The following is a 14,219-nucleotide window of genomic DNA, read 5'->3' on the forward strand; positions in this document are numbered from 1 at the left end:
CCCTCGTTTCTGGGGCTGAAGCTATCGGAAGACCGGGCGGCGCGTCAATTAGACGGCGGGCGCCAGTCCGATGCTCGCGATTACTTATTTGTTAATTTCTTAGATTCTTGTCGGCTGAATGCGATGAATGAACCACGTTTTTTCGCAAGACTGGACGAGTGGACATCCCAAAACTTGTGGAACCAACCAGCCGAACCGATCTGCGTACTCGCGCGGCGTACTTCGTTTCTGACAGTACTGGCATTACCGCCGAGACTCTCGGCAGCGCGCTGCTCGCCAATTTTCCCAGCGTGAACTTTCGGCGTCACACCATCCCTTTCGTAGACACGGCCGCTGGCGCACAGCGCGTGATCGGCGAGATTCAACGAGCCGCGAGCGAGGGCAACGAGCCCATCGTCTTTGCGACCGTGAAGTCGGCCGAGATTCTTCGAGAGCTCAATAGCTCGGGAGCCGTAGTTATCGACCTGCTGGGCGGCCACCTGCGCGAGCTTGAAGCATCTTTGGGCACGACAGCCTCTGAACAACTGGGGCAGTACCACGGCGTCGGAGACATCGGACGCTACTTTGCGCGAATGCGAGCTGTGGAATACGCCATAGAACACGACGACGGCCAGAGCATGCGGGCGCTCGATATCGCTGACATCATCATCATCGCTCCCTCGCGTTGCGGAAAGACCCCGACGACCATGTACCTCGCGTTGCAATACGGGCTACTCGTGGCCAACTACCCGCTGACCGACGACGACTTTCCGTCTGACGGGTTGCCGAGCACGGTCGCTCGGTACGTCGAAAAGTGCTTCGGCCTGACCACGACGCCCCTGCGACTCAGCCAGGTGCGTCATGAGCGTCGCCCTGATTCGACGTACTCCAGTCTTGCCCAGTGCACTTTGGAGTTGCGTCGAGCCGAAGACCTGTATCGACGCAACCGCGTGCCGTTCCTCAACTCCTCCACAAAGTCAGTCGAAGAGATGTCGGCCGTGATCATGCAGTCGATGCGCCTACGTAGCTGACCTTTCCTTTCCCTCAACCAACGCGCACAACGCACACCACTTTGGAGACTCATATGACGAACATCCTTTGGTTCCAAGAAATCGGCATGACAGACGTCAACCGCGTGGGAGGCAAGAACGCGTCTCTCGGCGAGATGGTTTCAAATCTCTCGGATGCTGGGGTCAGCGTGCCTGGAGGCTTCGCCACCACCGCAGACGCCTATCGCGAATTTCTCGCAGCGGATGGCTTGTACGACCGCATTCGCACCACAGTCGAAGCGCTGGACGTGAGCAACGTGGCCGATCTTGCTCGCGTCGGTGCGACCGTGCGCGAATGGATTGAACAGCAGCCGTTGCCTGCTCAGATCGAAGCAGACATTCGCTCAGCGTACGAGCAACTCGTGAGCAACGATCCCGAACCTGAGTCGGTGTCATGGGCGGTGCGCTCGAGCGCGACGGCGGAGGATCTTCCCGACGCATCATTCGCAGGTCAGCAAGAGACTTTTCTCAACATCAGCGGTATCGAAAATGTCTTGGCCGCTATTCGCTCGGTGTTCGCTTCGCTGTACAACGACCGGGCTATCGCCTACCGCGTGCACCACGGTTTCGACCACCATGACGTCGCGTTGTCGGCAGGTGTGCAGCGGATGGTGCGCTCAGATGTCGGGTCATCGGGAGTGCTGTTCACCGTCGATACCGAATCAGGGTTCGACCGTGCTGTCTTTGTCACCAGCTCATTCGGACTGGGCGAAGCGGTCGTTCAGGGCGCGGTCAATCCAGATGAGTTCTACCTCTACAAGCCAGCTCTCGAGGCAGGTCGCCCCGCAGTGCTGAAGCGCTCGGTGGGAGAGAAGGCGATCAAGATGATCTACGCCGATGGTAGCCACGCGGGCGGCAGCACAGTCTTCACAGACGTGCCCGTCGCGGAGCGCGCGCACTTCAGCATTAGCGACGCCGAAGTGGAAGAGCTTGGTCGCCAAGCGCTCGTAATCGAAAAGCACTACGGGCGCCCGATGGACATCGAATGGGGCAGAGACGGCATTGACGGCAAGCTCTACGTTCTGCAGGCGCGCCCTGAAACCGTCGTCTCTCGGGCGGACGGCAACGTCACCAGACGCTTCGCGTTGCACGAACACGGGCCGGTTGTGACGACCGGCCGCGCAATCGGCCAGAAGATTGGCGCTGGCGCCGTGCGCGTCATGAGTTCACTCGACCAGATGGACACGTTCAAAAAGGGCGAGGTGCTTGTCGCCGATATGACCGATCCTGATTGGGAGCCGATCATGAAGCTCGCGTCGGCGATCGTGACCAACCGCGGTGGGCGCACCTGCCACGCGGCGATCATCGCCCGTGAACTCGGCATTCCTGCAGTGGTGGGCACGGGAGATGCCACCACCATGCTTCAGGATGGCCGCGAAGTGACGGTCTCGTGCGCCGAGGGCGATGCAGGTTTCGTCTATGAAGGCATTCTGAACTTCGAAGAGATCATCACCAAGCTTGACGACATGCCGGTGAGCCCGACCAAGATCATGCTCAACGTGGGCACACCCGACCAGGCGTTCGCGTTCTCAAAGCTCCCGAACAAGGGCGTGGGGCTCGCTCGCCTCGAGTTCGTGATCAACCGCCAGATCGGCATTCACCCGCGGGCACTTCTCGAGTACGACGCGCTCGAGCCCGAGTTGCGGGCCGAGATCACCGAGCGGATTGCCGCATACGAGTCACCGCGCGAGTATTTCGTCAGGCGGGTCGCCGAAGGAGTATCGATGCTCGCGGCAGCGTTCGCTCCGGAACCGGTGATCGTGCGCCTGTCGGACTTCAAATCGAACGAATACGCCAACCTGATCGGCGGCGAACTGTACGAGCCGCACGAAGAGAATCCAATGCTCGGCTACCGCGGAGCTTCGCGCTACATTTCCGAAGACTTCCGTGAGTGTTTCGACCTGGAGTGCGAGGCGCTGAGGTATGTCCGCGATGAGATGGGGTTGACCAACGTCGAGATCATGGTGCCGTTTGTTCGCACCGTGACCGAAGCGCAGTCGGTTATCGAACTGCTGGGTGAGAACGGTCTGCGGCGTGGTGAGAACGGTCTGCGAGTCATCATGATGTGCGAGCTACCCTCGAACGCCCTGCTCGCCGATGAGTTCCTTGAGTACTTCGACGGATTCTCTATTGGCTCCAACGACATGACGCAGCTCACGCTTGGCCTTGATCGCGACTCGGCGCTGGTGGCCCAGACGTTCGATGAACGCAACCCTGCCGTGCTAAAGCTACTGTCGATGGCGATCGAGGCCTGCCGCAGGGCCGAGAAGTACGTCGGCATTTGTGGACAGGGTCCCAGCGATCACCCCGACCTCGCCGAGTGGCTCGTGGACCAGGGCATCGAATCGATGTCGCTCAACCCCGACACCGTCGTGGAAACGTGGCTCCGGCTCGCCAAGCGCAGTTCCGTGGGTGCGGCCTAGCGCCGGCCGATATTCTGGCAGCCGTGGACGCGCTAGCGTAGCTGCACGCGATCTTGCCGAACGAGGGAGTACCCGCATGACAGAGCTCTATTTGGTCCGCCACGGAGAGACGGAGTGGAGCAAATCGGGCAGGCACACGTCGGTGACCGATCTCGATCTCACCAATCGAGGCGTCGAGCAGGCGCACTCATTGCGTTCGCGCCTGAGTCCCGACGAGTTTGGGCTGGTGTTGTCCAGCCCACGCTTGCGCGCGCGTCGCACCGCCGAACTGGCGGGGTTCGCCGATCCTCAGATCGATGACGATCTGGCTGAGTGGTTCTACGGCGACTTCGAAGGCATGACGAGCAATCAGATACGCGAGCTCCATCACGGCTGGCGAATTTGGTTCAACGGCTGCCAGGGCGGCGAATCTCAGGACCAGGTGCGAGCCCGGCTCACGAGGGTGATGACTCGCGTTCGCGAGTCGGGTGTCGACAAGGCAATCTGCTTCGCCCATGGCCATGCGCTTCGCGTACTGGCGCTCACTTGGTTGGATTTTCCACTGGTGTTCGGGCAGAGCTTTCCCCTCGAGGTCGCCAGCGTCTCGATCTTGGGGTACGAGAAGGAATCAGCAGCGGTGATCCGCTGGAACACCTGAGGACTGGCGGCTGGTTAGGACTTGCGCCAGTGGAAGAGGATCTCTCGCACTGCGCAATACTGAACCCGGGAAAAGGTTCAGGGGCGGAGTCGGTATGGTCGCGGTGACAACAGTGCTCGTCATCATCATTGTGTGGAGCGCGGTGTCATCCCCGCTGGATCGCCGGGGGATCACTTCCGCGCTCTTCTTTATGGTGGTCGGGTTCATCGTCACCCTGCTGCTTCCTCAAGTTCTCGATCTTCGGGTCGAAGCTCTCGCAGCCGAACGCATCGCCGAGGTCGGCCTCGCGCTGTTGTTGTTCAGTGACGCCACCCGATTGAACCTGCGTGCCCTGCGTAGCCAACTGAGCTGGCCGACTCGACTGCTGTTGATTGGCCTGCCTCTGTCGATCCTGGTTGGGTTCGGCGTCGGACTCGTCGTCTTCCCGGGCATAGCCGTTGCTTCGGCCTTTCTGCTTGCGACCATGCTGGCGCCGACCGACGCCGCGCTCGGACAGAAAGTGATCTCAGACACCGCGGTGCCGCCACGCGTACGCCAGGCGCTCGATGTCGAGAGCGGGCTCAACGACGGTCTCGGTGTGCCCTTCTTCCTGGTAGCGCTTGCGATTGCCAACGCAGAGCTCGAAACCGGCTTCACGACTGCCGTATTCACAAATATGACCCTGCAGATCGGCTGGGGCGTGGCGGCAGGACTCGTCGCCGGTCTCTTCGGCGGACTGCTGTTCCGCCTGGGTGATCGGCAAGGCTGGATCGCCCCAGAGTGGCGCCAGATTCTCGCATTGGTTTCAGCGTTGCTGTCATACGCGATCGCGTTCCAATTGGGGGGCAGCGTGTTCATCGCCGCGTTTGTCGGTGGAATCACCTTTGGCTACACGGTGGGGCCTGTGCGCTCGGTGGTCAGCATGCTTGCCGAACAGGCGGGCGATCTCTTGGCCGCGATCACCTGGATCGCCTTCGGCGCACTGGCGCTGTCGCTCGCCATTCCGCACATCACGTGGCAGGTCGTCGTCTACGCGATCCTGAGTCTCACCGTCGTGCGCATGCTGCCGGTTGCGATCGCGCTCGCCGGTCGGGGCGCGCGCGTGCAGACGGTCGCGTTCATCGGCTGGTTCGGTCCGCGCGGGCTGGCGTCACTGGTGTTCGCCCTTATCGCGCTGGAAAGGGGAGTGCCCGAGGCCGAAGTTGTGCTCACGACCGTCGTCGTGACGGTTGCGCTCAGCATCCTGTTGCATGGATTGTCATCGGTGCCGCTCGTGGCCGCGTACCACCGTTGGTACTCGGCTCACTCGTCTCGAACTCCGGATGCTGCAGAGTCGGTCTCGACTATTGTGCCGCGGCGGCGCCGTGAGATTCCCGGTGCTTCTGGGATCGGTCAAGCGTGATGCTCAGGCAACGAGCAAGGGCGTGCGCCGCAACCGCTGAAGGAGATTGTGCTCGACCAGCAGAGGCACGTAGTAGCGCATCTTCACGCTGCTGAATGGCTCAAGCTCTTCGGCGATAAGGGCCAGTATCTCGGCCTCATCAAGATACGGAAAGCGCAGCTCAAGACGCTGCGCGAGGTACAACAGGGCCTCGTACTCGCTCGCGGGATTGATGCAGCTCATATAGCTATTTTCGCTGATGATCGCTCGATCGGCTCGAATTTCTTGGTGTCTTTTGCGGGTATCCGTGGCGCACGGATCGTCAGAACAGCGCGAGTTCGTCCAGACTTGGTCGCATGAAAGCGAGCAGACAGAGCCAACAAGAGCGTCGTGAAGGCGCACGCAGCGAGTTGAAAGACACCGCATACGAGATCTTCATCGGTGTTCTTTCGCTGCTTTCGATAGTGAACATCGTGCTGGTGTACGCGCTCGCTGACGATGTTGCAATGCGCACCGTGCTGAATGTCATGAACGCGCTGTTCAGCGTGATCTTTCTCGGTGACTTCATCTATCGCATCGCCACAGCGAAGTCAGCGTCGTCGTACTTCTTTCGATACTTCGGTTGGGCGGATCTGCTTGCTAGCTTGCCGTTGCCGCAGCTGAAGATCCTTCGCGTCTTCCGCTTGGTGCGCGTCGCTCGACTGCTGCGCGAACTGGGCGGACGCACGGTGCTGCGCACCCTGGTGAAGGATCGCGCCGATAGCGCCTTGATGACCTTGCTGCTCATGGGCGTTTTCGTGCTGCAGTTCGGCAGCCTCGCCATTCTCGCTGCGGAACACGATGTCGAGGGCGCGAACATCACGAGCGCGTCGGATGCGCTTTGGTACACGGTTGTCACCATCTCGACGGTCGGCTACGGCGACCAGTACCCGGTGAGTGAGGTGGGCCGCATGATCGGCGTGCTCATCATCATCGTGGGTGTGGGTATTTTCGGTACGTTCACCGGTTATCTCGCAAACGCATTTCTCGGAGCGCGGGCCGACGAGGACTCTGAGACTGATGCTGCCAGTGAAAAGACTGACGATGCCGAAACAGCCGAGCCCGATGAGAGCTCCGCAACCGCCCGCGGCGTCGCCGGGGGTGCAACTTCTGGCGCGGTCGCGGCGGGCATGCGAGCTGGTGGTCCCGATGCATCCGATGCGGGTGACAGCGACGAGCGGGTGCGGCAGCTGCTCAGCCAGTCTGAAGCAGCGCTGGCTGAGCTTCGTGAACTTCTCGCGGCGCGTGGCTGAGGTGGCACCAGATCGGCGGAGGCGCCACTGCGGTTGCGTGCCGTTTGCGCAAAGGCCCTAGGCTCCTATGGTGTCGATTCTGCGAACAGGGGATGCCGCGCGGGGTGAAGATCTCGACGCGTTGTTGCTGAGCACAAAGCTGAACGTGCCGATGCCGCGCGCGGGACTCGTCAGTCGGCGTGAGCTTATCGAGCGGGTGCGCACTGCGCGCGTGCGCGCGGTTGCAGTGTCGGCGCCAGCTGGCTACGGCAAGTCGAGCTTGCTCGCGGAGTGGGCAGCGATTGAGAAACGGCCGGTGGCATGGGTATCGCTTGATCGGTACGACGATGACCCGGGGACGCTTCTCGCCCTGATCATCTCGGCGTTTGTCGGCTCGGTCGGCGGCGACCCCCGGCTCATCGCCGATGTTCAAGGTCGCGGAACGGCCGCGTTGGGTCGATCGGCTCCCTTGGTTGGTGCTGTGCTTCGAAACAGCGACAGGCCATTCGTGCTGATGATTGACGACCTGCACGAGTTGGCATCACCCGACTGTCATGACGTGTTGAGCGTGATCATCAGCAACATGCCCGAGGGGTCGCTGTTCGTCTCGGCAAGCCGACACGAACAACCGCACGTTGCCTGGCTGCGAGCCGATGACGATGTCGTCGAGGTCGGTATGGAAAGTTTGGCGCTTGACGCCTCGGGCGCAACGCAGGTGTTTGCGGCATCGCGGGTTGAACTCTCGCCGCACGAGTCGCGAGAGGTCGTGCTGCGCACTGAGGGCTGGCCGGTGGGCATGCAACTGGCAGCGATTGTTTCGCGTGACGGGGGGAATGTCGCCGCAATCACCGGAGACGACCTCACCATTGCGGACTATCTGTACCGCACCACGCTCGCCTCGCTATCCGAGCCGATCCAACAGTTCCTGCGTCGAACCGCCGTGCTCGCGAGGATGTCTGCGTCGCTCTGTGACTACGTGCTGAACGAGTCGTCTTCACAGGCGAAATTGCTTGAGCTTGAGGCATCCGGTCTATTTCTGATCCGTTTGGATCGTCGGCGGCAATGGTTTCGCTATCACGCGCTGTTTCAGGAGTTCTTGCTCAGCGAGCTTGATCGCCTCGAACCAGGACAAGCCGCTCACCTGCACGCGCGCGCCGCGGATTGGCACGAGAATCATGGCTCGCCAGCGCGCGCAGTAGAGCATCTGTTAGAAGCAGAAGAGGTTGCCCGCGCGGTGCAGGTCACCGCGCAACTTATGTTGCCGACCTACGAATCAGGTCAGGTTGCCACCGTGCAACGCTGGTTGTCGGTGCTGGGCGATGACGCGATTGCGGAGTATCCACCCATGGCCGTCATAGCGGGGTGGATCATGGCGCTTACCGGTCAGGCCCGCGAAGCTGAACGCTGGGCGGCGCTTGTCGAGCACGCGACGTTTGAGGGAACCCCGGCCGATGGCACTGCCTCGTTTGATTCGGGGCGCGCGATGCTGCGCTCGTATCTGTGCGTTGACGGTCCCGAGCAATCGCGACGCGATGCCGATTTCGCGCTCGCCCAAGAACCATCGTGGAGTCCGTGGCGCGATCTTGCGCTAGCCGTCGCGGGCGAGGCGCGTCTTGCGCTCGGAGATGTGGGCGCAGCAAAAGCCCATTTCGCTGAAGCATCTGAGGTTGCCCGCACGGGTGGCAATCGAGAGATCGGCGCGATCTGCGATGCGGAGCTCGGGTTGATTGCGATGACAGCGGGGGAGTGGGATGCCGCAGAGGCAGCGGTGAATCGAGCGCGCACCACGGTTGCTGAGCACCACCTCGAAGACTATGCCGCCGCGGCCATGGTCTTTCCGGTGGCTGCGCGGTTCGCGCTGCATCAAGGTCGCACGAAGGATGCACAGCGAGAGCTGGCCTCGGCGATGCGCGTGCGCACTATCTGCACCCATGTGCTGCCGACCCTCGGGGTGAGGTTGCGCTTGCACACCGCGTATATGTATGTGTCGCTGGGCGATGTGTCGACGGCGCGCCACCTCGTGCGTGAAATCGACGACATCATTGCGCAGCGGCCGAAACTCGGCGTGCTGATCGATGAGGTCGCCCGATTCAAGCGTCGGCTTGACGCGCATTCGTCTGACGGGCTGAACGGGCCGCCGCTCACGCCGGCCGAGTTGAGGTTACTGCCCTACCTTCAAACTCACCTGACGTATCCAGAGATTGGCGCTCGACTGTTTGTGTCGCGCAACACCGTCAGCACCGAGGTGAGCGCGATCTATCGCAAGCTAGGGGTTTCTTCTCGCATGGATGCGGTGAACCGCGCGATCGAGGTCGGTTTGCTCGGGGCCTGAGCCGCGACGCAGCGTTCTCGTTACGATTCGTCTAAGTCGTAGCCGAGTGCTGATGCAACTTTGGGGGCGGCATCGACGACCCTCGGCGCGCCGACAACCGCACTCACTCCAACAAGTACGTCGACGATTTCGTCAGGGCTCGCGCCGGCGCTGATTGCCGCGTCGGTGTGCTCGCCGAAAGATGCGCCAGCCCCTCCTATCGCGATCAAAGCGGCAAGTCGCGCCAGCGCCAGCGTTTTCGGCGCCAGCTCACCAGGCAACCTCGAGTGATTGCTCACCGCGGCGGGGTCGCTCACTGATAGCGACCGCAGCCGATCGCGATACGTAGGCATCAGCATCCTCACCCCTTTTAGCGTTGACTCGACGCTACGGCGCTCACATCAGCGGCGCATCATGCACTCTGCGTGACGTCGCGTCGAGCATTTAGTGCTTTGCTGGGCTGGCACCTCGTTTGAGGTGAAGCAACGCTGCGCGCAGACAGGCGCCGCCCAGCGGGAAGGGAAGCACGACTTGATGGCGATCGCCGACGAACGCTCACCTAGGAACACAGAGATCGCGGCTGCTGTTTCGGCGGCCTACGCGACGCACCGCGCAGACTCCGGCGGTGCGAATGCGAGCTACATCCCTTACCTCGCATCTGTCGACTCATCACTCTTCGCGGTAGCGGTAGTCACCGTCGACGGCAGCGTGCACGTCGCAGGCGATTCGCACGTCGACTTTGCCATCGAGTCCATTTCCAAGCTCACCACAATGGCTCTTGCGATGAGTCAAATCGGCCCCGACGCGTTCCATTCCAAGGTGGGCGCTGACCCCACGGGCATGGCATTCAACTCGGTGATGGCACTCGAGATGCACAGCGACCTTCCGCTTTCACCGATGGTCAATGCGGGGGCGATGGCGTCGACCAGCCTGGTTGTGGCAAAGGACGCAGAAGATCGCTGGCGCCAGATCTTGAAGATGCAGAGCGAGTTCACCGGCCGTGATCTGCAACTGAGCGAGGTGGTGAATAGTTCAGAGCAACAGACGAATTTTCACAACCGGGCGATCGCCTGGCTGCTTTACGGCGGCGGTGCCATGCACTGCGATCCCATGGAAGCCGTAGAGATCTACACGCGGCAGTGCTCGACGATGATCTCGGCGGTCGACCTGGCGACCATGGGAGCGACGCTGGCGTTTGACGGCGTCAATCCGGTATCTGGTGCGAGGGTCGTTGAGAGCGAACTCGTGCCGCACCTGCTCGCAGAGATGATGATGGAGGGCATGTACACGCGCTCGGGCGATTGGGCGTACACAGTCGGGTTGCCCGGCAAGAGCGGTGTCGGCGGCGGCGTGGTTGCCGTAGCGCCGGGCGAGCTCGCGATCGCGGCATTCTCGCCGCCTCTCGATGAGGCCGGCAACAGTGTGCGCGCTCAAGCAGCCATTGCAGATGTCGCCACGGCTTTGGAACTCGGGCTGTTTCGCAGCCGTTCAACGTCCTAGACCAACGAAAAGTGTGAGCGCCCAAACCATCGGGCGCTCACACTTTTGCACTGCGCTATGCGAGCAGCTTCGCCTTCGCGGCTGCGAACTCCGAATCCGACAGAATGCCCTGCGAGTGCAGCGTGGCAAGTTGGGTGAGCTCAGCCATGAGGTCTGAACCACCGCCAGCAGGAGCTGCGGGCGCCGGGGCGGGCGCTGCAGGCTGAGCGTTGGCGACAGCTTGCGCAGCGGCGGCATCCATCGCCGCCTGTTGCTGCTGCGCTTCCCACGCTTGAGCTTCAGCGGCTTGGTTGGCTTTGTTGGCTTGGCGGGAGCGCATGCCGCCTGATACTGCCGTGGCGGTGCCAGCGACAACCGCCGTGCGCGCTGCCATGCCAATCAGGCCTGGACGACCTCTTCGCAACATGGTGTCTCCTTCAATCGAGGTGTTCGGACAGGTACGCGTTTACGAGGGGAGCGGGGATGCCCTGCCGACTCACGACGAAACCGCCAGCGTCGTAAAGAGTCGCCGCGAACGACTTTGCCCACAGCAGTTCTACGACGAGGATCGCGGCGGACGCGCCCGCAGGAACCGCGTCGGCCAGCGCTTCGATGTCTTCCTCGCTCGCCAAACCGGCGAGATCGAGGGCCGGAACACCCGCATCGTCGGTGGTGTCGGTGATCTCGGCGATGGTGAGATCACCATTAGCATCGCGCGTCGCGAAAATCAGATCAAGCAGGTTCACGGTGCCCGATGCGACGAGGTCATCGATCGCTTGCAGAACGGCCGGACCCGGCCGATCGCCATCGAATCCGATCGTGTAGAACTCGATCGGGCCGTAGTCGAATGTGGTCATGGGCGAGACCTCCGTAGGTCAGCGGTTGTGGACACTCTTCAGCATCCGCCCGATTCATGATTTTGTCATCATCCGGTCGGGGTGATGTCTCATGCCCGACCGGATGATGGTGCCTAGCTTGCGAGCGCGCGAGTCTTCAGCGAGTCAAACTCTGCCTGCGTGATCGCTCCCGAGTCGAGCAGCTTCTTGGCCGACTCGATTTCAGCCGACGGTGACGTCGGGGCAGCGACGCTGCGGATGTATTCGGCGGATGCTGCCTGAGCATCGCGCGACTGCTTCATCTGGCGTTCGCCCATGCTGCGGCCGCGAGCGATCAGGTACACGAACGCACCAAGGAACGGCAACACGACCAAGAAGATGATCCACAGCGTCTTGCCCCACCCGTTGAGAGTGTGGTCGCGGAAGATGTCGACGAAGACCGTGATGAAGATCCAGATGCACGTGATGAAGATGTAGATCCAAAAGAACCAGACGAAGAAGTCCCAGATGCTCATAAGCAAAACCTTTCAAGTTTGGGCGCACCGCATAGTGGATGCATTGTTCACGCTACGAGCGCGCGGTGCGATGCGCGTCATGCGGATGGGATGATATCGCCGCGCATGTCGGTGTCAGCGTGCGTGACTAGCGTCGGCGTCGGCGTCGGCGTCGGCGTCGGCTTCGGCTAGGGGGAGCTCTAGCTCAAAGGTCGCGCCGCCGCCGGCGGTTTCATGAACCGACACGAACCCGCGATGTTCCGCCGCGATCTGCTGGGTCACCGCAAGCCCGAGACCAGCCCCGTCGTGGTGCAGGCGTGTGCGCGACGGATCCGAACGGTAGAAGGGCAAGAAGATCTTCTCGCGCTCCGCGAGGGGAACGCCGGGCCCATGATCGACAACCGAAACGAGAACGATGTCGTTCGCCTGCGCAACAGTGATTGATACGGGGCTAGTCGGGGGCGTGTGGCTGCACGCGTTGGCGCCAAGATTCAGTAGCGCTTGATGGAGTCTGCCCGGGGTGCCTGACACTCGTGCTGATGGCGGGTTGCCGAAGTGCGCCTCGATGGTGCGCTCAGGGAAAGCTGCGCGCAAGTCATCGACAACGTTGGACGTGAGCACCGCGAGGTCTACTTCTTCGTGTTCGGCGGCCAGGGGGCTGTCGTCTCGCGCAAGGCGCATCATCGAGGTCACCAGTTCGTTGAGACGGATGCTCTCATCGCCTACGCGCGACATCGCTCGATCGAGAGCTTCTGAGTCGGCCAACATGCCTTGCGCATAGAGGTCGGCGTACCCCTTGAGCGCTGTCAGAGGGGTTCGAATCTCATGTGACACATCGGCGAGAAGTCGGCGCATATCGTCGCGCGCCTGGGTCGCGTCGCTCGTCGATTGTTCCCGCGCTGCGATCGCCGCGCGCAGGTGATCAACCATGCGGCCTAGGTCTGCCGTGAGCTCGGCGATCTCCCGGGATCCCTCCGACGGTTTGATCACGGTGTTAAGCTCACCGGCCGCGATGCGACTCACTGCGGCCGTGGTCTCAGTGAGCGGTCGGGAAAGGCGCCCCGCGACAACCCAGACGATTGTTGCCTCAAGCATCACGATCACGATTCCCCCGACGAGCAACGCCTGTCGCAAGCTCGTGATGGCCGCGTCGAAGCTGCTGAGCGAGAGGGCTGTGACTCGTGTCAGTTCGTCATTCTCCTGTGACACCAGCACTCGGTATCCGTCGGTGCTGAGCGTGCTGCCGAACGGCTCGGTGGCGAGTTGTGTCAACGTTTCGGCCGAGAAGGGATTCACTCCACCCCGCTGAGCGAGCAGTTCGCCGCCACTGGTCATTACGAGCTGCACGGGCAGTGCATCATCAGACAACTCAGCAGCATCGGTGGGACGGAGCGGGGGAGTCGATGATGGGTCGCCTTGTTCGAGCGGTGCGTTGGGATCAATCGGGGCGAATGCTGAGAGCGGCGTGAGCTCGGCGCGAGAGAGCTCGCGGTCGATTTCATCGAGCCGCTGTGAGCGCTCACTAGCGTCGACAAAGAGCGCGAAAGCGATGAAGCCGAAGGTGATGGTGGTGACGATCGGGATCAGCAGCATCCATCGCAGAGAAAGCCTTCTCACCGTGGCCCCTCGCGCAGAACATAGCCCACGCCCCGCCGGGTATGTATGAGCGGCGGGTGCCCGTCATCAACTTTGCGACGCAGATAGCCGATGAACAGCTCAACAACGTTCTCGCTGCCCGTGAAATCTTCTCCCCAGACTTCGGCCAAGATCTGGGACTTCGACACCACGACGCCACGGTTCTCCATGAGGTACTGCAGCAGGCGATGCTCAGTGGCCGAAAGATCAGCCAGCACTCCGGCTCGGCGTACTTCGTACGCTGCTGGATCGAGTGTCAGAGATCCCACCTGCAGCAGGCCGTGGGCAGGCGAGGGATAGCTGCGACGCAGTATTGCCGCCACCCGAAAGACCAACTCGTCGACCGTGAACGGCTTGGTGAGGTAATCATCGCCGCCGGTCGCGAATCCTCGAATGCGATCGTCGGCATCAGCGCGAGCACTGAGGAACAGAATCGGGGTATCTGTGCCAGCTGAGCGAAGTCGCCTGCAGACTTCGAATCCGTCGAACCCCGGGAGCATGACATCGAGCACAATCAGGTCGACTGGTTGGGCTCGCAGTTGTGTCAGTGCATCGAATCCGTCGCCCGAGTGCGAAACGGTGTGACCTTGAAATTGCAGCGCGGTCACGACGACGTCGCTGATCGCTTCGTTGTCTTCAACGACCAGAACGCGATGGCGAAGCGTTGCAGAGGTTTCACTGGTCACGGGTTTGAACCTAGCAAGTGCAATCACGAGGAGCACAGCCACAGCGTCGCCACAGCACC

At 61.7% G+C, this 14,219-nt stretch carries 14 protein-coding genes; 7 read left to right on the forward strand and 7 right to left on the reverse strand.

Annotated features, from left to right (window positions below; all coding sequences use genetic code 11):
- The first annotated feature begins 158 nt into the window (after positions 1 to 158).
- The 4 genes from WDU96_RS04050 (at position 159) to WDU96_RS04065 (ending at position 5,469) form a co-directional block, all read left to right on the forward strand.
- Positions 159 to 1,010: a pyruvate, water dikinase regulatory protein gene (locus WDU96_RS04050; protein WP_337337201.1), complete on the forward strand. Its 852-nt coding sequence runs from the start codon at positions 159 to 161 to the stop codon at positions 1,008 to 1,010.
- 53 nt (positions 1,011 to 1,063) lie between these two features.
- A complete protein-coding gene (gene ppsA / locus WDU96_RS04055) occupies positions 1,064 to 3,451 on the forward strand; it encodes a phosphoenolpyruvate synthase (RefSeq protein WP_337337202.1) in 2,388 nt (795 codons plus the stop codon).
- Between the two features lie 76 nt (positions 3,452 to 3,527).
- Positions 3,528 to 4,088 carry a histidine phosphatase family protein gene (locus WDU96_RS04060; RefSeq protein ID WP_337337203.1) on the forward strand — a complete coding sequence of 187 codons (561 nt, stop codon included), beginning with the start codon at positions 3,528 to 3,530 and terminating at the stop codon, positions 4,086 to 4,088.
- Between the two features lie 94 nt (positions 4,089 to 4,182).
- Positions 4,183 to 5,469 carry a cation:proton antiporter gene (locus tag WDU96_RS04065; RefSeq protein WP_337337204.1) on the forward strand — a complete coding sequence of 429 codons (1,287 nt, stop codon included), beginning with the start codon at positions 4,183 to 4,185 and terminating at the stop codon, positions 5,467 to 5,469.
- Positions 5,470 to 5,472: 3 nt separating this feature from the next.
- Here WDU96_RS04065 and WDU96_RS04070 read toward each other — a convergent pair whose 3' ends face one another.
- Positions 5,473 to 5,691 (reverse strand): three-helix bundle dimerization domain-containing protein, encoded by a 219-nt coding sequence (locus tag WDU96_RS04070; RefSeq protein WP_337337205.1) that lies wholly within the window; start codon positions 5,689 to 5,691, stop codon positions 5,473 to 5,475.
- Between the two features lie 113 nt (positions 5,692 to 5,804).
- Between WDU96_RS04070 and WDU96_RS04075 the strand changes: the two genes are divergently transcribed.
- Positions 5,805 to 6,740, forward strand: a complete 936-nt coding sequence (locus WDU96_RS04075) for an ion transporter (RefSeq protein WP_337337206.1) — start codon at positions 5,805 to 5,807, stop codon at positions 6,738 to 6,740.
- 70 nt (positions 6,741 to 6,810) lie between these two features.
- The gene (locus WDU96_RS04080) at positions 6,811 to 9,051 is read left to right on the forward strand and encodes a helix-turn-helix transcriptional regulator (protein ID WP_337337207.1); all 2,241 of its coding nucleotides are present in this window, start codon (positions 6,811 to 6,813) and stop codon (positions 9,049 to 9,051) included.
- A 20-nt stretch (positions 9,052 to 9,071) separates the two neighbouring features.
- Here the strand turns inward: WDU96_RS04080 and WDU96_RS04085 are convergent, their stop codons facing one another.
- On the reverse strand, positions 9,072 to 9,383 hold the full coding sequence (locus WDU96_RS04085; RefSeq protein WP_337337208.1) for a carboxymuconolactone decarboxylase family protein: 312 nt from the start codon (positions 9,381 to 9,383) through the stop codon (positions 9,072 to 9,074).
- 181 nt (positions 9,384 to 9,564) lie between these two features.
- Here WDU96_RS04085 and glsA point away from each other — a divergent pair, with 181 nt between their 5' ends.
- Positions 9,565 to 10,530: a glutaminase A gene (gene glsA / locus WDU96_RS04090; RefSeq protein WP_337337209.1), complete on the forward strand. Its 966-nt coding sequence runs from the start codon at positions 9,565 to 9,567 to the stop codon at positions 10,528 to 10,530.
- A gap of 55 nt (positions 10,531 to 10,585) precedes the next feature.
- Here the strand turns inward: glsA and WDU96_RS04095 are convergent, their stop codons facing one another.
- The 5 genes from WDU96_RS04095 to WDU96_RS04115 form a co-directional block, all read right to left on the reverse strand.
- Complete coding sequence (locus tag WDU96_RS04095) at positions 10,586 to 10,936, reverse strand: SHOCT domain-containing protein (protein ID WP_337337210.1); 351 nt, start codon at positions 10,934 to 10,936, stop codon at positions 10,586 to 10,588.
- Between the two features lie 10 nt (positions 10,937 to 10,946).
- The gene (locus WDU96_RS04100; RefSeq protein ID WP_337337211.1) at positions 10,947 to 11,366 is read right to left on the reverse strand and encodes a DUF6325 family protein; all 420 of its coding nucleotides are present in this window, start codon (positions 11,364 to 11,366) and stop codon (positions 10,947 to 10,949) included.
- A 113-nt stretch (positions 11,367 to 11,479) separates the two neighbouring features.
- Complete coding sequence (locus WDU96_RS04105; RefSeq protein ID WP_337337212.1) at positions 11,480 to 11,860, reverse strand: SHOCT domain-containing protein; 381 nt, start codon at positions 11,858 to 11,860, stop codon at positions 11,480 to 11,482.
- Between the two features lie 114 nt (positions 11,861 to 11,974).
- On the reverse strand, positions 11,975 to 13,456 hold the full coding sequence (locus tag WDU96_RS04110; RefSeq protein ID WP_337337213.1) for a sensor histidine kinase: 1,482 nt from the start codon (positions 13,454 to 13,456) through the stop codon (positions 11,975 to 11,977).
- Positions 13,453 to 14,160, reverse strand: a complete 708-nt coding sequence (locus WDU96_RS04115) for a response regulator transcription factor (protein WP_337337214.1) — start codon at positions 14,158 to 14,160, stop codon at positions 13,453 to 13,455. The genes WDU96_RS04110 and WDU96_RS04115 overlap by 4 nt, the downstream gene beginning before the upstream one ends.
- Between the last annotated feature and the right edge of the window lie 59 nt (positions 14,161 to 14,219).

This window comes from Microbacterium marmarense, assembly GCF_037204165.1.
Lineage (GTDB): Bacteria > Actinomycetota > Actinomycetes > Actinomycetales > Microbacteriaceae > Microbacterium > Microbacterium marmarense.